General features: G+C 33.6%; 18 protein-coding genes. 4 read left to right on the top strand and 14 right to left on the bottom strand.

Going from position 1 to position 20,895, the window contains the following annotated elements:
- Positions 1-9: 9 nt before the first annotated feature.
- Both Q0829_RS25275 and Q0829_RS25270 read left to right on the top strand, forming a co-directional pair.
- Positions 10-483 carry a hypothetical protein gene (locus Q0829_RS25275; RefSeq protein ID WP_298548312.1) on the top strand — a complete coding sequence of 158 codons (474 nt, stop codon included), beginning with the start codon at positions 10-12 and terminating at the stop codon, positions 481-483.
- 451 nt (positions 484-934) lie between these two features.
- The gene (locus Q0829_RS25270) at positions 935-1,618 is read left to right on the top strand and encodes a Lipl32 family lipoprotein (RefSeq protein WP_298548309.1); all 684 of its coding nucleotides are present in this window, start codon (positions 935-937) and stop codon (positions 1,616-1,618) included.
- Between the two features lie 106 nt (positions 1,619-1,724).
- On the opposite strand, the gene Q0829_RS25265 is transcribed toward Q0829_RS25270, so the two are convergent.
- The gene (locus Q0829_RS25265; RefSeq protein WP_298548306.1) at positions 1,725-2,243 is read right to left on the bottom strand and encodes a YkgJ family cysteine cluster protein; all 519 of its coding nucleotides are present in this window, start codon (positions 2,241-2,243) and stop codon (positions 1,725-1,727) included.
- A 49-nt stretch (positions 2,244-2,292) separates the two neighbouring features.
- On the opposite strand from Q0829_RS25265, the gene Q0829_RS25260 reads away from it, so the two are divergent.
- Positions 2,293-3,018: a class I SAM-dependent methyltransferase gene (locus Q0829_RS25260; RefSeq protein ID WP_298548304.1), complete on the top strand. Its 726-nt coding sequence runs from the start codon at positions 2,293-2,295 to the stop codon at positions 3,016-3,018.
- Here Q0829_RS25260 and Q0829_RS25255 read toward each other — a convergent pair.
- Positions 2,996-3,526 (bottom strand): DUF2059 domain-containing protein, encoded by a 531-nt coding sequence (locus tag Q0829_RS25255; RefSeq protein ID WP_298548302.1) that lies wholly within the window; start codon positions 3,524-3,526, stop codon positions 2,996-2,998. The two genes, Q0829_RS25260 and Q0829_RS25255, sit on opposite strands and share 23 nt — an antisense overlap.
- A 45-nt stretch (positions 3,527-3,571) precedes the next feature.
- Between Q0829_RS25255 and Q0829_RS25250 the strand changes: the two genes are divergently transcribed.
- Positions 3,572-4,342, top strand: a complete 771-nt coding sequence (locus tag Q0829_RS25250) for a hypothetical protein (RefSeq protein ID WP_298548300.1) — start codon at positions 3,572-3,574, stop codon at positions 4,340-4,342.
- 200 nt (positions 4,343-4,542) lie between these two features.
- Here the strand turns inward: Q0829_RS25250 and Q0829_RS25245 are convergent, their stop codons facing one another.
- The 12 genes from Q0829_RS25245 to Q0829_RS25190 all read right to left on the bottom strand — a co-directional run bounded on the left by Q0829_RS25245 (position 4,543) and on the right by Q0829_RS25190 (position 20,893).
- Entirely contained in the window at positions 4,543-6,180 is a 1,638-nt protein-coding gene (locus tag Q0829_RS25245) for an amidohydrolase (protein ID WP_298548298.1), read from the bottom strand.
- 118 nt (positions 6,181-6,298) lie between these two features.
- Complete coding sequence (locus Q0829_RS25240) at positions 6,299-6,775, bottom strand: hypothetical protein (RefSeq protein ID WP_298548295.1); 477 nt, start codon at positions 6,773-6,775, stop codon at positions 6,299-6,301.
- A gap of 43 nt (positions 6,776-6,818) precedes the next feature.
- Positions 6,819-7,400: a TetR/AcrR family transcriptional regulator gene (locus tag Q0829_RS25235; RefSeq protein WP_298548292.1), complete on the bottom strand. Its 582-nt coding sequence runs from the start codon at positions 7,398-7,400 to the stop codon at positions 6,819-6,821.
- A 72-nt stretch (positions 7,401-7,472) separates the two neighbouring features.
- On the bottom strand, positions 7,473-7,925 hold the full coding sequence (locus Q0829_RS25230) for an antibiotic biosynthesis monooxygenase family protein (protein WP_298548290.1): 453 nt from the start codon (positions 7,923-7,925) through the stop codon (positions 7,473-7,475).
- Between the two features lie 346 nt (positions 7,926-8,271).
- Positions 8,272-8,862, bottom strand: coding sequence for an SRPBCC family protein (locus Q0829_RS25225; protein WP_298548286.1), 591 nt, complete (start codon positions 8,860-8,862; stop codon positions 8,272-8,274).
- Between the two features lie 255 nt (positions 8,863-9,117).
- Positions 9,118-10,824, bottom strand: coding sequence for a serine hydrolase (locus Q0829_RS25220; RefSeq protein WP_298548283.1), 1,707 nt, complete (start codon positions 10,822-10,824; stop codon positions 9,118-9,120).
- Between the two features lie 233 nt (positions 10,825-11,057).
- Entirely contained in the window at positions 11,058-11,951 is an 894-nt protein-coding gene (locus Q0829_RS25215) for a helix-turn-helix transcriptional regulator (RefSeq protein WP_298548281.1), read from the bottom strand.
- A gap of 167 nt (positions 11,952-12,118) precedes the next feature.
- Complete coding sequence (locus Q0829_RS25210) at positions 12,119-13,915, bottom strand: DUF885 family protein (RefSeq protein ID WP_298548279.1); 1,797 nt, start codon at positions 13,913-13,915, stop codon at positions 12,119-12,121.
- A 144-nt stretch (positions 13,916-14,059) separates the two neighbouring features.
- Positions 14,060-14,872, bottom strand: a complete 813-nt coding sequence (locus Q0829_RS25205) for a M23 family metallopeptidase (protein WP_298548275.1) — start codon at positions 14,870-14,872, stop codon at positions 14,060-14,062.
- A gap of 83 nt (positions 14,873-14,955) precedes the next feature.
- Positions 14,956-16,740 (bottom strand): TonB-dependent receptor, encoded by a 1,785-nt coding sequence (locus Q0829_RS25200; RefSeq protein ID WP_298548273.1) that lies wholly within the window; start codon positions 16,738-16,740, stop codon positions 14,956-14,958.
- Positions 16,741-16,766: 26 nt separating this feature from the next.
- On the bottom strand, positions 16,767-19,784 hold the full coding sequence (locus Q0829_RS25195) for a tetratricopeptide repeat protein (RefSeq protein WP_298548272.1): 3,018 nt from the start codon (positions 19,782-19,784) through the stop codon (positions 16,767-16,769).
- Between the two features lie 179 nt (positions 19,785-19,963).
- The gene (locus Q0829_RS25190) at positions 19,964-20,893 is read right to left on the bottom strand and encodes a hypothetical protein (RefSeq protein WP_298548271.1); all 930 of its coding nucleotides are present in this window, start codon (positions 20,891-20,893) and stop codon (positions 19,964-19,966) included.
- Positions 20,894-20,895 lie beyond the last annotated feature (2 nt).

Below are 20,895 nucleotides of genomic sequence, written 5' to 3'. Positions count from 1 at the left end.
TATGTACTAATGATCGTTAAAGTATATATTCACATCTTTATGCTCATCGTTGGCTGTTTAACATATACTCAAAATAAAAGAAACGAAATAAAAGTCTCAGCAATGGAATATGGGTCAGTTATAAAAATTAATCGCGGATCAACTGTAGTTTTTTCAGACGGGTTGTCTATCTCACCAATATCTTTTTCGCATAAGAATTCGATCGATAGAATAACAAGAGCATCTGTTTATATTATTCTAGCTATTGATAATGAAAAAACGGAGAAGTTCTTATCGGTATATAGTGATGATGATCAAAAGTCAGAAGAAGAACTTAATACATTCGAATATAACAAAACGATACAACAAGAAAACGGAATGGTGTATACAATTACCAGAAAAAACCACGACCGTTTTATTTTTTGGAAGAATTATCAAATTCAATTAAAAGAGTTTAAATATAATCAGCACATCAAAATTATTGCTACTAAAAACTCCAAATAACTATCTGGTACAGGATCAAGTTCTTCTATTACTTTCATGCTCTAATGGCATTAACTCTTTCATCTTTTCTACAATGTTATAAGCAGCTGGACAAACAACTGTATTCTGAATCTTTAAGTCATAAATCTAATGATACTTCTTTACATCAGTATATTAAAAACTCTCTACAAGCTTTAGGCCTTACATTATAATACAAAGGATAATTATCTGAACCAAAAATGCATAAAGCATTTCTTTTAACAGAAAATCTCCATCCTCACTCTTTTCAATATATTGATCTTCAAACAAAATAGGTTTCATTCTTGAACATTTCGAAATTAGAATTAAAAATTGTATGAAAAAACGTTGAAAAAATGCAATTAATAATTAAAAAACATTCATATTTGATATTCTTTTTAACAAAAAATAAGTGTGTTTAATTAATCAATTAATAACTTCAATAACTAAAAACATGAAAATCAAAATTTTACTTTTACTAAGTATATTTACTTTAGGTAGTTCTGTTGACTCTCAAGCACAGAAACTAAAAAAATTCGGTAGTTCGATAGAAAAAAAGATTGGTCCAAAGACCATAAAAGTACCATACACGGAAGTTGTATCTTATCTTGGATATGCATCGCCTGGAAATGAAGATGAAGTAAAAGATGGTAAAAAGTTTTATTACATCTATATGTGGGTTCCTGCTGTGGCAACGGAGCTTGGTGTAAGAATGAAATCACCTGTGGGAAAAACTAAAATAAAAAATGCAACTAAGTCTAAAGCTTATGAAGAAAATGCAAGTTCAGACGAATATTTTGACACTTATATTACTTTAGAGCGCTCAGATATTATTAGCAAAGATAAAATTAGTGAAGATGGTGTAAAGAATGCTAACTGGACTACACTAGATCGTAATGATGATAGCAGTGAAATGCCTAAACAACCTAGCGGAAGTAGTTACAATTCTTTGTTAAGATATAAAAGTGAAGTTGGTGACCCGCTTAAGGCTTTAACGGTTGGCTTATATCGTATCGGATTTACAACATATAAAAAAGGAGAAGTAAAAGGTACGTTTCTTGCAGAAGTTGCAGCTCCTATTAAACTACCAGGAGTAGCGATGGCAAAAACTATCGAAGAATTAAAAAAAGGATTATAAGATAAGTATTTAAGACACACTTATAAGTATCCCTGCATTTTAATAATAAAAGTGCAGGGATACTTTTTTATCGGATAATAACAAATTATTATAGCGTAATTATAGATTATGCACGTCTATTACTTTTATGCTCTAAGGGCATTAACTCCTTCATCTTCTCTACTATATTATAAGCAGCTGGGCAAACAGTTATATTTTGCATCGTTAGGTCAGAAATCTGATGAAATTTCTTTCGATCAGTATGCGGAAATTCTTTACACGCCTTTGGTCTTACATCATAGATTAAACAATAGTTATCCGAAGCTAAAAAAGCACAAGGTGTTTCTTTTAACACAAAATCCCCATCTTCATCCTTTTTCAGATATTGATCTTCGAATTGAATAGATTTCATTTTTAAATGCTTCGAAATTCGATCTACATCAATATCCGTGAACAAAGGTCCTGTAGTTTTACAACAATTCGCGCATTCTAAACAATCTGTTTTCTGAAATTCTTTAGTATGTAAATCTTGCATAAACCTATCTAAATTCTTTGGAGGTTTCTTTTTAAGCTTTGCAAAATACTTTTTATTCTCGTTCTGTGTATCTTTGGCTAGTTTCGGTAATTGATCTATGAATTCTTGCATAGCACAAAATTACGAATTATGAATTACGAATTTCGAATTAACAACTATAATGATCAACAAAGATATTTTCGGAGAAGCGATTAAAGATTTTTATAACAAAAAGTATAGCGAAGATATTATAGTACAGGCTCCAGATTTTGATGACGACATCATACCGATTCCTTATTTATTTAGAACTTATCCTGAAATGCCAAAAATAGAGCAAAAAGCATTGGATCTTGCTTTTGGCGATGTTTTAGATGTAGGTTCCGGTGCAGGAAGTCATAGTTTATTTCTTCAGGAGAATAGAAAACTAAATATACAGGCAATCGATATTTCTGAAGGAGCTATCGAGATTTGTAAAAAAAGAGGAATTACCAATGCATCTGTTCAGGATATTTTTGATCTTAAAGAAGTACAATATGATACGCTATTGTTTTTAATGAATGGAAGCGGAATCATAGGAAAACTTGCTAATATTGATGCTTTTTTTTCGAAAATTAAAAATTTAATAAAGCCTAATGGTCAAATCCTGATTGACTCTTCGGACATCTCTTATTTATTTACCGAAGATGATGGAAGTTTTTGGGTGGATGCTTCTGCTAGATATTACGGAGAGATGCAATATCAGCTAAAATATAAGAAACTACAATCTGATTGGTTCGATTGGTTGTATATTGATTACAACACCTTACAAAATGCTGCCAACACTAATGGTTTTTTATGTGAATTACTTCTAGAGGGAGAAAACCATGATTATCTAGCTAAACTAACTAAGGTGTCTGATACCCTTTAGATTTTAATTTCTGGATAGTTTCTGTATATAAATCTCTGCTCCATAACTCACTAACTTCTGCTACCATAGATCTTAAAGAATCACTTTGGTTTTGGACTTTTTGTCCTACTTTAGAATTAAAAAAATCAGACAATTTAGTTTTTTGAGCATCGGTAAGCTGCGTTCTGTCCTTAACCATTTGCTGCCCCGTTTCAGATTCGTAAAAAACAATAAGTTGTTTGATATCTTCTTGTGAAAAATTACTGCGATATGCAGATACTAGTAACGATTTAATATTAGCTAAGGCAGCCGTTTTATCTCCTTTTAATTCTTCCCAGACTTTATCAGGAACATTCTGAGAATTATACTGTTCTTTTAACAATGCAAACATTTGTTCTATTGCAGTATCATATTGTTGTTCAGTTCCATTTAATTCAAAATATCGAATAGCATCTTGATGGTACGATCTTTGTGACATACAAGCGGTACTTGTTAAAAATAAAGTTAAAGCAAAAACTATATCTCTCATAAATTCGTTTATTTACTAACCAATACCTCTGGAAAATCAATTTTTATGCAAATTACAAAATTCTTAAGTATACTTTTATTTACATCTTTATTATTGGTCGGATGTTCTGATGATGATGAAAACACATTTGTAGCGGATAACCAATCTCCAAACGGTCAACCACTAGGAACCTCTGCCAATGACTTGTTAAGTGATACTAATTTTAAAGGATTGACTGTAGAAATTGTTTCTGTACAGGGATTTGAACCAACGACAACAGCCATAAATACATTTAGAAGTTTTCTAGAAGAGCGTCTTTTTAAACCAGATGGAATCATAATAAATCAACGATCGGTACCTTCTTCAGGATTAGCACCATTTACTATTGAAAAAGTAAAACAAATTGAAACTACTACAAGAACCGAATTTAATGAGGGAGATGAAATAAAGGTATATATCTACTTTGCAGATGGAACTAATGATAGCGATGAAGGAGCTAGAGTAACTTTGGGTACTGCTTACTTAAATACTTCTATCGTTATTTATGAAAGTACACTTCGTAACCTAAGCAGCAATCCTAATGCCCCTATGTTATCCACAGTTGAAGCAGCTGCATTGAATCATGAATTTGCGCACTTATTAGGTCTTATAAATATTGGTACCTCATTACAATCTCAACATGAAGATACAGAATCCAGAGGTCATTGTAATGTACAAAGCTGTCTAATGGAAGCTGCTATAGAATTCGAAACAGGAATGATTAGTATGTTAGATAATGGAGTTCCGAAACTAGACGCATTATGTATTGCTGATCTACAGGCTAATGGAGGAAGATAAGTTTTTAGTAGTTAGTACTAAGTATGAAGTAGGCAGTGTTAGTGGGAATTAGGAGTTAAAAAGTTAGAAGTTTTTTAGTATTAGTATACTCAACTACCTATCACTAAGTACTTAGTAATCAAAGCAAAGCGCCTCACATACTTAATACTCAAAAGTGAAACGCTCTTACACACTCACCTCTCACAGCAAAGCGTACTCACTTACTCACCTCTAACAAACACCTTCTCTCCACCCACATAGGTAGCATTTACTTTGATATTCGGTATTTTATCTTCTTCAATTTCCATGATATTTTCTTCCAGAATTACAAAATCAGCAAATTTACCTTTGGTAATGCTTCCTTTTTCAGTTTCTTCAAAATTACTATAGGCTGCCCAGATTGTCATTCCTTTTAAAGTTTCTTCTCTAGATAAGGCATTTTCTTTTTGGAAACCTCCTGCTGGATATTGTTTAAGATCTTTACGAGCTACTGCTGCATAAAATGTATAGAATGGACTTACATTTTCTACAGGATAATCAGTTCCTAGAGCTATTTTACCAGTTTTTTCTAATAATTGTTTATACGCATATGCTCCTTTGATACGTTCCTCACCTAATCGTTCATCTGCCCAATACATATCACTCGTAGCATGTGTAGGTTGTACACTCATTACCAGATTGTCATTAAGGATATCAAACTCTTCTGGAGATACTACTTGTGCATGTTCTACACGCCATCTCCTGTCTGACTTATTTTTTAACACGTCATAATAGGTATTCATCACTACTGCATTTGCAGAATCTCCAATAGCATGTGTATTCATCTGAAAAGGAGAACCTGCCAGTTTTTTAGCCAATTCTTTAAATTCATTTACACCGATCACCATAGCTCCATGATGATCATCTTTATCAGAGTATGGTTTCTTAAGCACTGCTCCTCTAGATCCCAACGCACCATCTGCATAGACCTTAAAAGAAGATACATTTAATTTGTCCGTTTTGTGAACTCCTTTTTTTAGATAATGATCTACATATGCTGGTACATTGCTTACCATCGCATACATGCGAATTTTTAATTGATCGGCTTTTTGTAAACTATCAATAACTGTAATCACATCGGGACTTAATCCGGCGTCGTCTACTGTTGTTAATCCATAACTAAAGTTAATCTTTTCTGCATCTTTTAATGCCACCACTTGCTCGGCAATTGTAGGTTGTGGAAAGATCGCTTCTACCATCTCCATTGGATTATCGATCAGTACTCCAGTCAATTCGCCATTCTTTTGCACAATCTCTCCTCCTGATACTTTAGTATCTGCTGTTATCTTAGCCAAATCCAAAGCTGTCTGATTAACTAACATAGCATGACCATCTACTCGAGTCATAGCGACTGGAGTTTCCGGAAATAGGCTATCTAGTTTTTCTTTGGTCGGGAATTCTTTGATCTCCCAATCGTTTTGATCCCATCCACGACCGGTGATAAAAGATACTTTTTTCTTTTTCTGAAAATCTACAATACGTGCCAGTACCTCATCATAACTAGTAGTACCGGTTAGATCAACCTTTTGCTGCTGTAATCCTAATCCATAAAAATGACAATGCGCATCAATCAAACCAGGTACAATGGTTTTACCTTTTGCATTGACTGAATCAGTAAACGTATATGTTTTGCTTAATTTTTCTAAACTACCTATTTCAATAAATCTATCATCCTTAATAGCAAAAGCTTCTGCCTTCGGTTGTGTATCATCTACTGTATATATATTGGCATTAAAAACCAGCAAATCTGCTGCTTCTTTAGGTTCTTGACAAGAAATAAACAAAAGTGTACTAATCGTTCCTAAAAGTACTTTTTTCATGAGGTGTTGAGTTTGATTTGTGAAAGGATAAAAATAAAGATAAAAAAGATGATATCGGGTTTTTATCAAATTCTTAACTTTTGTATACTTACCTATATAATCATTCTGCTAGATAAGTTTATAAATTAATCACTCTTTTAAAGATAATTCCTTCTGATCTATACACTATCATCACAACATTATCTCCATTTCGAGTATATTTCTCTGGGTCACTTGTTGTTTGCCACTCCATTCTTCTTTTCTCAATTATTTCTTTCACCCACTTATCATCGTGATCCTCAGGTATCGTCTGGATCATTCCCTCTGTCCATTTCTTGATATCCGAAGGATCAATTTTAATTACAAACTTGTAATCCCAAGAAGAGGCTCCTGGAAGCGTGGTTCTGCTATTTGAGAATCCATTTACATTAAACAATTCGAATTCTGCATTCTCAAATTCGCTAAAAGATTTGATTTCATTTCTTAGAATCTCTACTCGTTCCTCTTTAGAATCATAATCATCACTATCCAACTTATTTGAGCTTGAAGTAGAAGAATCAAAACAACTATTAAATACTATAATTATTAGTAAAAGTAGGAAGACTGATTTTCTCATTACGAATAACTTGTTTTTTAGAATTAGTTGTAGAAAAAAATAATTAATCTAAAATAGTAAGTGCGTTTTCAACCATTTTTCTTAAATCTTTCTTAGAAGTGTTAGTTCTATTTAAAACCTTAAGTCCATTGTTTAACGTAAATAGAAATAAGGCCAATGATTCTAAATCCTTTTCAGGTGAAATCTCTCCATTCTCTACACCGGTTTTTAAGTGATCTAAAAACAAACTGATAAACATTCTTTGATTATCTTGAATTATGGATTTGATAACATCATCGTGAGCAGTAAGTTCGGTTGTTGTATTTACCACAAAACAACCTTTGCTATCTTTGTCTGTTTCGACTTCTTCCGCTATACTCAAAAAGAGTTTTTTAAATCCTTCTTTTACAGAATTCTGACTGTATAGGAAAGTTTTTAAATCTGATAGAGAGGTTTTTCTGTAGTGTGCAAATGCCTGTAAAAAGAGTTGCATTTTATCTCCATAAGTATCATAAATGCTTGCTCTGTTGATTTGCAGATGCGTTACAAGGTCTTGCATTGAAGTTGCATAAAATCCTTTTTTCCAAAAAAGATTCATCGCTTTTTGTAGTACAACATTTTCGTCAAAAGATTTTATCCTTGGCATACTTTTATATAATACATAGCAGGTCAGCTTAGTAAGCAAAACCTGCTATTAAATTATCTTAAATGGTTAACATTACTTTTTTTCACTTGCTAAATTTACTGAAATTACGTCGTAAGGATGGTAATCAGGTGTAGAATTACTAAATACCTCTAACATATTTGGTGCCTTACCTGCCTCAATTAGTTTTACTGCTTCTTGAAGAGAAGCCTCATCTTTCCATTGTGCATAAACAATAACGTGTTCGCTATCCAAGCTTTTATGGATATTTGCAGAAATAAAACCTTTCTGGTAACGCATTGTCTCAGTCATTCCTTTTTGTAATAATTCAACGATTTTATCTTGTTGTCCTTGTTTTGGAGTAATTACATTAATGACTGTAAGAATTTCTTTATCTGCATTAATGATAGCATCTGATTTTTTGATATTTATGTCAGTAGCGTTCGACAAAGTGAAGCTCATTGTAATAATTGCAATAATAATTGCTGAAATAGTAAATAAAATTTTACGGTTTGCGATAGTTTTCATTTTTCTTATTTTTAGATTAATATTTATTTTGGAATGATCGTTCTGAAATAGTTCAAAAAAATTATTCTTTAATACAAATATCATCAAAAAAGAACGATCATTCCAAAATATTAACAATTAATTAACTTTTAAAAATAAACCAGTAAATGGTTACTTAATTATTGATAACTATAGTTTATAAACCCTACTTGCTCCTACATTGTATTCATGATTCCTCTTTCGACTACAACTTAGACACTTGTCCGCCTACGGAGGAAGCTCAATGTGACACCTCAGGGTTCGGGATGTCCGAGGATTGCACTTCGGCAAGCTCATCACTCGCGCGTAGTCCAAGTTCGAGTTTGGATTATCCCTCTGCAGAAACTGCTGTTGAATCAATTACAGGTTCTGTTTCTATTTCCGGTTTGGGAAAATAGTTCTTGGTGTTTTCGTCAATTAGTTTTTTCAGGTTATTTAAGTTTTTATCCTCTTGCTCTTTCATAGCTCCTGTCATAAAAGAAATCAGGGATTTTGCGAAAATCCCATTCCCCATAGTAGTGGATTTAGAACTGATGGTAGTTTTACCGCCTTCTTCTTTAAAAAATATTTCATAGTCCATATCCATAAAGTCCATGGTAAAGGTCATTGCCATGTGTTCATTTAGTTTCAAAGCGGTTATCGTTTCTTCCATCATCATTTCTGTACCATTCTCGTCTACATATACGTTAGAAACCGCCCCAACGGTATTGGCGGTACCGCTTACTAGTTCTGTTCTTTTAAACCCATCTATCCATTTAGGTAAATTGGATTCATCAGACATCACTGCCCAAGATTCATTCGCAGGTTTATCAACTACTACTTCATTTTCGTAGGATACGGAAGGTGTTAACAAGCCTTTTCCAAAAAACACTAGTGCGAGTACTGCGACCACAATCAGTAGATACTTTAAATATTTCATCTGTTTTAATTTTATTGGTTTTTGTTAGTTGTCCTGTATAAGACGTTTTGTGTTCCTATAAATTTAATCATTTTTCGGATAAAGAAGTTTTTTACTGTTTTCTAGCAAAAAAACCAGCAAGATGTATCATGCTGGTTTTTGGGTGTGTGATTCACCCTTCGAGCACTTCGACAGGCTCAGTGTGACAACTCAGGGTTTGGAGTAATCGAGGACTGTACTTCGGCAAGCTCAGCAATCACGTAATCGAAGTCTGATTTATTCCACAATTGCGGGAAGTACGTATTGCTCTATTATATTTTCGGGTTGTTGTAATAATTTTCGGCTTCTATAATTTCCTGAAGTAATTACTACTACGGCTTTTAGTTCTGGAATTACACAAATATATTGTCCTCCTGCCCCTCTTGCTTCGATAGATGCTATTTTTTTATCTCCTACGTTGTAGTTTTTATGCCACCACAGATAACCATATTCATTTTTATCTTTTACATCTTGCAGTCGTCTGTATTTTTTAAAGGACGCTGCTACCCAACTTTCAGAAATAATCTGTTTTCCTTTCCACTTACCTTGATCCAGGTATAGTTGTCCAAACTTCAGCATATCTCTTGGAGTCAAGTACATTCCCCCACCAAAATAAGGTGTTGTTGCTGTATTTTCTGTTTGGATGATATAATTGGTAATTCCTAACGGAGCAAACAACTTTTCTTCCATGTACAACTCTAAGGGAGATGCTAACTTTTGATCTAAACTTACACCTAACAAATATGGATTAGCAGAACCATAATTAGCACCCGCTCCTGGTTCCTGTACCATTTTTGCTTCTAGCGTTGTTTTCAACCAATTATCAGAGCTCTGATAATTGTTTTCTGATGCTGCACCATCCACATCCAATCCGGAACTCATCGTGAGTAAATCTTCGAAATTGATCTTAGCTTTTAAAGGGTCTTTGGTATACTGAAAATCCTGAGGTATAAAATCATATAGTTTTTGATCTACACCTGTTAGGATTTTGTCTTCAATAGCAATCCCGATCATCGCAGAAGAAATACTCTTAGATGCAGATCGCTGATCATGAGAAATATTGGGATTATGTCCATCAAAATAGGTTTCGAATACTAGTTTTCCTTCTTTGGCAATAAGCACGCTATGTGTATTGGGCAATGCTTTTTTATTGACCTCATCAATCAATTTTGATAAAGAAGCAGTTCTTACACCAACATCTGCTGTATTTGCAGTGGCCCAACCATCATTCAATATTACTGGTTTGTTAATGCTTTGACTGTTAAGACCGCTAGGTTGTATGGATGACAAATCAATATCAGAGCGTTTCAAATTGACAACTGTTACGACTTGCTTTCCTAATAAAATTTCTAAAGCAATGGTATCTTCCAGGAGTTTAGCGTTAAATCTAAGACCTGTTTTATAATCCCTGGATACTAAAGCATCTCCTTCTTTTTTACTACTATTCACCCAAGTTCCTGTAAATCGTTGATCTCCAAAAAACGGATAGGTAGCAAAGCTACCATCTTCATTGCTTTCTATGCCTAAATACATGGTTTGTGATTGCAGATTATCCACCATAAATATATTCCAAACACCACTGTAGGTTCCACCATTCGTCTTTTGCAAAGTAACGTGATACATTAAAACTCCAGATTTTACATATCCCGTAATTGCTGTTTTATCTTGGGTAAAAGAAAGATCAAAATGAATATCATCAATACTTCCTTTAAGACGCTTATCACTGGTTAGTACTAGTTTTTCCTTTATGGTTGTTTCAGGATTCTTAATCGTTAGCTCATGCGAATTAGCCGATGATTCCTTTATAACGAGGTTAAAATTCAAGGTATTTGCATTTGCTAATTTCCCTTCCCAGTTTCCTTCATAGGTGTTAGTTCCTTGCTGTGAACAACCTGTTAGAATGGATACGAAAAGAAGTATGATTGTCATTAGATTTTTAAACATGATTTTATATACTTTTTATGAAAGTCAAAATTACTTACTTACTCTTTCAAAAAATTGTACCAGATTAACATCATACCAATTTAATTGTAAAATGTCGCATAGAAAACGAAGTTGCTTTTTTGCGCTATGACGCCGTGATGAATTTGCATAGCCTTAGCTACGGAAATTTTGAACAAGAAAATAGCGCGAAGAATGAACAAGTATGAATACGATATTTTATAATTAAATTGGTATTACAAATTTTTATGTAGATTTTTTCTGTACAGGCTAGGATTCATGTCAAAATAGGATTTAAATACCCGATTAAAATGACTTTGATCTGAAAATCCCGTTTGATAGGCTATTTCTGTCAATGAGTTAGAGGAATCCAATATCAAAGGAATTGCCTTTTTAATTTTATGTTGCCTTATATATTCTCCAAGACTAGCAGAAAGGTATTTTGGCGCAGCCCTGGAGATATGTACAGGATGCACATCTAATTGTTCAGAAAGATATTGAAGACTAAGATCCGAAGTATCATAATGCAACAGTTCTCTTAATCTAATGATCCAATCCGGGATGTTTTTGGAATCATTTTCTTTAATCTCTCCTAATGTTTCACAAATCTGTAGCAATAACAATTCTACAGAGAGTTCACTATAGTCATCTGACAGCAAAAATTCATGATATAATTTAGCAAAAAGGAAATGCATTTTGGGATTTTCGATTAACTGACTGCCTTCTAGCAGGTTCATATGAATCCTATTATTTTCGAACCAGTCTTGCTGAAACTCCAAATGAAATCCATTAGCTTTTTCAGAATGTTTAGATCCGTAATGTGCTTCTTGCCAATTATTGAACATAATACTGCCTGATGGGCATAAGGTTTTTACCTTCGTATTACAATCCATCATATTACCACCTAATACAAACATGAAATAAGGATTCTCATGATAATGCCAAGCAGTTTTCTCTACAGTGTAGTTGTATTGGGATAGTAGAATACCATTAAAGGAAACTTCTGAGTTTTGTTTTCCATAATATGTTCCTTCTCTTAATATTCTCATGTATTGTTCAGCTTGCCGATATCGTTCTCTATCCTGTAAAGTTCTAAGATAGCGAATTACATTGAATTCCGTGTTTGCCACAGAACCAGTATTCATTAAAAAACCCAGTAGACATCCTACTAGGTTTATGTTATTACTATGAAACTTGACTTTTTAAGAGTCTCAGCCTTCGAGAACCTAACCCTTCGAGTAACTTCAGGGTTCGAAAGTTAGTATGACACTTCGGTGCAATAGCTCAAGTTTACGCTTTACTTGTTACTTGCTATCCAGGTGTTGATTTTGTTTTCCAGTAATGCTAAAGGAACACATCCAGTTTCCAGTACTTCGTTATGGAACTTACGGATATCGAATTTATCTCCTAGCTCCTGCTCTGCTTTGGCACGGAGTTCTCTGATTTTAAGTTGTCCGATTTTATAGGATAATGCTTGTCCCGGATTGGCCATATATCGTTCGATTTCTGAAGTGATTCCAGCTTCGGATTCTGCTTCATTATCTAATGAGTATTGTATAGCTTGTTCGCGTGTCCAACCTTTGGAGTGTAATCCTGTATCCACCACTAAACGAATTGCTCTATGCATCTCTGCTCCCAGCATCCCAAAATATTGATATGGATCCGTGTATAATCCTAACTCTTTTCCTAGTGATTCTGAGTATAATGCCCATCCTTCTCCATAACCACTATACCAAAGTGTTTTTCGAAATTTTGGTAGTTCTTCACTTTCCTGGGTTAACGAGATTTGATAATGATGACCAGGAATTGATTCATGTAAAAACAACGATTCATCACTGTATACATTATACTTAGTAGCATCCGGAATTGGAGTATAAAATATACCCGGTCGAGTTCCATCTAATGATCCTGGATTATATTCCGCGCTGGCAGATTTTTCTCTAAAGGCTTCTGTACGTCTTACTTCGAAAGGTGTTTTTGGTTTTACATCAAATAACTTTTCGATTTGTGGTTTCATACGCTCATGAATCGCATTAAAATTATCAATTACTTGCTGAGGTTCATTAAAAGGCATCAATTCCTTTTTATTACGTACATAATCAAAGAATGATTTTAGATCACCTTTATACCTAACTTCTTCCTTAATTTTTTCCATTTCGCCAGAAATACGAGCCACTTCAGACAATCCAAGTTTATGAATCTCATCAGCTGTCATATTGGTAGTTGTGTACAATTTAATCTGATGTTTATAAAACGTTTCTCCATTTGGGATTTCAGAAACACCAGAACTTTCTCGACCAGCTTCCATGTACTCAGTACTCATAAACTGATGTAATTTTTTATAGGCCGGAATGACTTTTTCTGAAACCATCTTTTTGTAAGATTCCGTTAACTGGCTTTTATCTTCTTCAGAAAAGTCTTCCGGGAAATTCTTAACTGGCGAGTAGAATAAATGTGTATCCAGATCTTCACCAGTTAAAGCTTTTAACTGCGGTAATACTTTAGTAATTAATGATTTTGGAAGTACATACCCTTCTTTCATTTCTACTTTCATTTTCGTCTCTGCAGAAGTCATCCAGGCTAAATATCCATCTAAGCGTTTTAACCAATTGTTATAATCTTCTACTGTTTTAAAAGGTTGTGCACTGGCACCACTTGCCAATTGACCAGCTACTAAATTAATAGACCACATCTGATCAATAGGAAAATAATTCTTGCTGTAATCAAAGCTAGCCAGATTCATATCACATTCCCATTGCAGAATGGCTTTGGTCATTTGTTCACTTTTAGAAAGGTTCGCATCCTCAAACTGGCTTAGTTTTTCTTTATAAGTAGTATAGTAGGCTTTTTGCTTGGCTATCGTTTCATCTGCCAAGGGATTAGGGAATTGATCGTTAAAACGATTATCTCCTGCAAAGGTAGCTTGTACTGGATTAAGCTGTAATCCTTCTTCATAGTACGCATCCAGCATTTCATTAAATGCTGCACTAGTATCTACCGTTGTATTTTCTGGAATGGCTTCTACCTTTTTTTCGTTTTTACAGGCTATAAAAACAATGGCAAAACAGGTTGCCATAAGAATTCTATTCATCATAATAGTGTATTTGATTGGAGTACAAACAATAATTTGTTCAAAGCTTAAAAATAAGCATATCGAATTGTTCTGGTGGTTAAGGTTTTCTTAATACAGAAGTAGACGGTTTTTCTATGACCTAATATCACAAAAAGTCCATATGGATTAATAACTTTTTGAATACTTTTTCTTTTCTTCTAATTGGGTTATTTGCTTACCATTCCCCACTAGAAACTTGGTGGGTAATGTTTCTCTATCCTTAAATCGCTGTAAAAATACAATAAAGTGTAAATGCGGTCCGGTAGACCACCCAACATTACCACTATATCCAATATGTTGACCTTTTTTCACCATTTCTCCAGGTTCTACTTTAGCGCCATCCTTTTTAATATGAGTATACTCGGCAAAAGTTCCATCGGAATGATATACTAATATGTAATTATTAAATTTGGCACAACCTTGCTCCGTACATGTTTTATCAAAATTTTGTTCTACAAGTACTACTTTTCCATCTCTTGCCGCATATATAGCAGTTCCTATTGGCATTCTAAAATCCAATGCATATTCATTATGATGAGAGACCGCGCCATTATATCCTTGTGTCACCATATACTCGGCTCCTTTCTTAAAAGGTAAATGGTATGCATATTCTTTATCGTAAGAAGTCTGTAAATGATTACCGTGATTATACCGTATACTAAATCCCAATCTCAGCGCTTTTTTTCTGTCTACGACCGTAAGATCTGCAATGTAAAATTTGGTAGTCTGTGCTGGTACTTCTATAATTTTAATATCTCCAATGCTGGATGAAAGGTTCTCTATTTTAAAGTCAATCTCTACAGAAACCGGACAAAACTCACCATTATCTGCATAGATTTTATACCCATTCTCATTTTCTTCATAATATACCTTGAAATTTTCTTGTGCAAAAGTGGATATCGATAGTAGACTACATATCCAAAAGATAACGCTGTTCATATTCAATTCATTTCCAATTACTACAATAAAATACAGTTTTTTAATGTATAATCTCTAATCAGAAACATTTTTAACTAAATCTCTTAATAATTAAACTTGTATGTAATACCTCCTAGCACTTGTATTCCTTGTACGGGAAAGTTAGACCAACGTTCGTAGTTTTCGCCTGCAAGATTATTTCCTTTTATAAAAACAGATAGTTTATCATTAAATCGATATCCAAGATTTACATTGGCATCAAAATAACTATCCAAGGTAACCGTAGCTTCAGGAGTTGGTGGCACAAAAGTAATAGCTGTATTGATATCTTTTCGTTCTCCTACATAAAACAATTGTGCTCCGGCAAACCACTGATCTGTTATCTGATAATCTAATAGCACGGATGCTCTGAGTTCTGGTAAATTCCAAGCTTCTTGCTCGTCTTCTGTGTTATAATCAAAATATTCTGCGGATACGCCCAGCTTAAACTTTTTATTAATATTAAAATTCAGTTCCCCATACCCACTAAGCGTTAATATATCATCATATCGATACGCAAAAGAGTTCCCAAAATCATAGCCTTCTAATTGTAATGTCTGCGGTCTGTTATTGACAAACAACGCTTTATCATCTTCAGAAGCATAACCTCCTCTAAAATTATAACTCACTACATCAGAGATTTTACCTTTTAATCCCACATAGGCATCAAATTGATTGTGCGTAGTTGTTAAAAATAACGTTGGCGACACGTACGGATTGACTTGTACTGCATCTCTATAAGTATTTTGTTTTAAACCTCCTTCTAATCCTCCATATGCAATTACTGCTTCATCTAATAATCGATAAGAAGCGGTAACTTTAGGGTAGATAAAAAAGTCATTATCATTATTCTGACTGTCTATACTATAAAAAATCGCTGCTCCAAGATTTAATGTTAGGTTATCTCTTAGCACTACTAAATTTGGCTGAATTCCTAAATTAAGAATACTAAAATCATTTGGTGTTTGCAATGTAAGATTAAGTGGTCTATCAAAACTTCCTCCTAGATAATCGATAATAAAATCCGTAGTAATTAGCTCGTCAGCTATTTCGAACTCAAATGTAGGTGTAAAAACTGCGTGATGCTCTGCAGTACTTAACGCATCTCCAAAATATCGATAATTTAATGAAGCTCTTTTAAAATACAAATCGTCAAACTGCAATTTGCCCCCCAACTTGGCCCCAAAATAATTCTGTTGGGGGTCAATTGCATCAATTTCTGCTTGTGTCAATACAGGAGTTTCTGGTAAGCCATACCAGTTATACAATTGGTGCTCTACTCCCAATTCTATTCCGTATGTAAAATCCTTAGTACGGGATGTGTAATTAAGATCTAAAAATGTATTATAGAACTTATCATCTAACTCTATGTCTTTTATTCCTCCTTGAGAAGAGTTATGATGTAAATATAATCCAACATTATCCGTACGATTTATTTGGAAATTGCTGTAAAACTCTGCTAAAACCGACGTGAAATTACCAAATCCTAAAGTTGCATAATTATCATACAGTGGTATTTTTTTTGGTCGATCTATATTGGCGGCTCTACCCTTTGCAGGAGTAAATGTGGATGCTACAGGAACTGAAAAAATACTATATCGTAGTTGTTTCTTCTTCTGGGTAACAGAATCATTTAATATTGGTGTAGATTTTATTTTAAATGCATCACTAATGGTAGGCGTGTATGTCTTTACAATTACTACGCGTTCTGTTTCTATAGTTTCCTCTTCTTTTTCCTGGGCAAGCATGTTACTCACCATTGAAATACTAAATAAAAACAGGATTATTTTAGACCTCACAGGTCTCGGAGACCTGTGAGGTCTTCTTAATTTCTTACAATATCTAAACATAAGATATATTCGTTTATAACTGATTATTATTGTTCGGTTTGGATGGATGAATTTGTTTTAGCTTCTTCGGCTTTTATTTTTTTAAGTTCGGATCGCGCTTCAGCAACTACATCAGGATAATCCGTAAAGTTTTTGATAACACTTTCTAAAATATAGGTTGCCTGATAGGCATCTTCTAATCCATAGAAGTTTTTAGCCATAAGGACAAGACCTTTGGCTCCATATAATTTATATCCTGAATAATCTTTGGCTAATTTTTGTACAGTTTCATTCGATGCTTTATAACTACCTTCTTTGTTTTTAAAATAAGCTTCATAATATAACGCCTCTGCCGCCAACTCTCCAGTCGCAATTTTTCTTACCTCGGCATATGCTCTTTTGGCTCTGGCATCATCTGCAGTTTGTAATGCTGCGCGAGCAATAAAAATCTGCGCATCACTTTTTACATCATTCTGGATCTTTGGATTTTGCAATACCTTTTCGGCGTATGCAATAGTTTCCTGATAATGCACTAATTGATAATGTGATTTCATCAAATTAGATTGTGCAAATATGATATTCTGAGGAAAATCAGCTGCTGTTTCTAGTCGCTCTAACACAGGAATAGCTTTATCATAATTACGATCTTCTAAATAGATTTGGGATAATCTTGCTAATGCTTGCTCAGTGAATTCTGTTCTATCTTTTTGTAACACATATTCATAATGAGGAATCGTAGCTTGTTTATCTCCTTTCTTAAAATATAATTGTGCTAATTGAAAATGACTTTTTAATGCGTGAAGGCCATTAGGAAATTCTTCTAAATATTTTTGAAAACCAGCGATGGCTCCATTATCATTATTCTCTAAGAACTGTTTTTCTGCTGCTTCATAGGAGGTATTATCCAGATCCGCATCTGTAACATCTACAAAGCTTAATCCTTTTACCCAACTAGAATATTCATCAGTTCTACCCAGATCTACGTAGATTAATCTGGCTGTATTCACTGCTTGCAAGGCTTCATCAGTTCCTGGATAATCCGCGACTACTTTTTTGAATTTGATTAACGCTCTATTTCCCTGATCACCATTATAATAGATCAACCCTTGTTTTAACAATGCTTTTGGCACATAAGAACTCTTAGGAACTTCTTTAACCAACCGATCATACGCTGCAATACCTCTTTGGGTTTTATTTTCTGCCACATAGGTATTTCCTAAAGCAAACATTGCATCATCACGGTAGGTTGATCTTGTATATTGTTTCAGAAACATCTCTAGGTCATTGATTTTCTTATCATTCTTTTTTACAAAACCATAGCTAATGGCTTTCTGATAATGCGCATAGTCTGAATCTGGTCCGCCATTTTTGATAGCCTTGTTGTAAGCCTCCATAGCCGGCCAATACTTACTGGAAATGAAATGACTATCTCCTAATCTTAAATAAGTATCCGTTAGTCTTATCTCATCAATACCTCTTTTCTTAGAATAAGTATCAAAGAAATCTGCAGCTTGTGGATATTGTTTTAATTTGAAATAGGTATATCCAATATTATAATTTATTTCATTAAATTCATTAGTGGTTGAAGCTCCCTGACTTCCTTTAAACTGTTTAAACCCTATTAATGCTTCTTCAAAATCACTTAATAAATAATCACATTCTGATTTCCAATACATAGCTTTAGCTGCAAACTTCGGATCCGTTTGTTGCGCTAAAGATTTATCAAAATATACTTTTGCATCTATATAGTTCCCTTCATTATATAGTTCTACTCCTCTGAAATAAGCTACCTTTTGATAAACAACCTTATCATCAAAATTACGACTCCCTTCTAATAGATCCATAGCTTCTTTATAATTCTTAGAAGTGATATACGAGCTGATCAATAATTCTTGTATCTCTTCTTTGAACTCTGAATTAGGGTAGGTTTCTGCATAGGATAATAACACTTTTGGTGTACTTTCATAAGAATTACCGATCTCATAACTCAACTTCGCATAATTATAAAGTGCATCTTCTTTAATCTTAGCTTCAAAATCCATTTCTGAAGCATTTTTAAATGCATTTAATGCTTGTTGTTTTTGATCTGTCTTTAAATAGGATTCTGCCAAGTGGTAATAAGCATTTTGAGCGGTAGCATTACGCCCATCTACTATTTTATTAAATTCTGAAATTGCATTGGTATAATCTACTCCTTTATAATAGGCATATCCTAATTGGTAATAATCGGTATTATTCCATTTTCCTTTTCGCCCTCTATACGCCTTAAGGTGAGGTATTGCTTTATCGTATTGACCAAGGTTGAAATAACTCTCTCCAATAATCTTATTTAGTTCTGATTTTTCTGAAGGTTTTGATCTAGAGAGTTGTCCTAATCCATCATTGATAGCTTCCTGGAACTTTCCTGATTTAAAGTTCATATCACTCTGAAAATACGATAGGTTCTTGTTGTATTTATCAAGATCCTTTACCTCATCAAAAAGCTTATCTGCTTCTTGATAGTTATCTCCTTCGTAAGCAATAAAACCCAAGTAATACTTTGCCTGAGCTCCATATTTATCAGTTTCTTCTACTTTGGTTAAAAACTTTTTTGCTTCATTAAACCGTTGAATTTTAAAATATGCATATCCATTATTGAAATTAAACTTTTCTTTTTCAGTACGACTCATATTTCCTTCATCTACCTTATCATACCATTTACGAGCATAGGCGTATTTACCATTGTCAAAATAGTAATTGGCTACATCAAGATATGCTGCATTACGTTTAATACTAGTAGGGTATTGTACCACAAACTCTTCCATCAAGGCATCTGCTCCCTTTTGATTAAGCCATACGGCACAATTGGCTATGTAATAAGTACATTCTGCATCAATATTTTCGTCATCTACAGCATCTCTAACTTTATCAAACAAATTCTGAGCTGCCAGAAACTGCTTATTATTATAAAGTTCTAAAGCCTGATTATACAGTACTAATTCGTTAGTATAAATTGCTGATTGTTGCGCAGAAATCTTAGAAGATAGGATCGCAACAAAAAGCATCAAAGTGATGTATTTGTTCATGTAAATATTTCTTTCAAAGTTTAGATTCTGTATTATAACAGAATAACAGTTTAATAGAAATTTCAAGGTTTCCCTTGACCAATTTTTCTTAAAGTAAATATCGCTTCCCGTGAATAAATTTTGTGTTAAAGATACCCTAATCTTCATCTTAATAACGAAATATTTTTGAGATAATTACATCAATCATCATTTTTCGGATCAGATATGATTGTATTTATGATTTTTGTATACTTTTCGGCTCCTTTATGATTTAAATGATCAGGATCGTATAAATCAGATTTCTCTAGTCTAGGATCTTGACGTAAATTAATATACATCACATTACTATTATTGATTGCCAAATCACTGCAGGATTTAGTTATTTTCTCAAGCTTATTCGAATCTAGTAAATCTAAGTATCCTTCATATACTGGCATATCTACTAAGTAGACATTACAATGTATTTTCTTACAATACGCTATAATAGATTGCAGTCGAGAGATATTTTCTTCAAAATTAAACAGGAAATCTTCATGTCTTTTTGCTGTAGCTCTGCTTTCTATATCCAAAACTCCCCCGTTTGTATTTTCATAATACGTACCCCAACCAGTAGCATCACATCCTATGATTGTTCCTTTCTCTACATATGTATGAATCAAAGAAACAGATTTATTAAAACGACGTGTCATTGATAAACTATACTTTTTAAAATCAAATGGACCAATAACTGGCACATCCAGCTCCATCTGACTACGATAAAAATATTTCCGCCATACATCTTCTTTAGTATTTGGTAATTGACTTAAACTATAATAACCGATGGTTATAATCACATTTCTAAGCTTAGGAAGACTATCTATATGCTTCTCGAATAGCAATTGATCAAAATATAAACTTTGACTAATGTTTGATAAGTTATATGCCCTAGTATCTAGATATTCTGGATTAATTCCGAAAAAAGCATGAGAATCTCCTAGAATCAATGTTTCTATATCATCATAGTTCTCAGAAATCAATCGATGTTTATACGAATAATTGGATGCAACAGTTTTATAGAAACATTCTAATACAGCCCAAACAATTAGAATAGGTATAATAAAAACGAGTATTTTTCTTATAAAAACCTTCATCA

Origin of the sequence: uncultured Aquimarina sp., assembly GCF_947492405.1 — a bacterium.
Taxonomy (GTDB): domain Bacteria; phylum Bacteroidota; class Bacteroidia; order Flavobacteriales; family Flavobacteriaceae; genus Aquimarina.
This window is presented reverse-complemented; position numbering and strand designations above follow the sequence as displayed.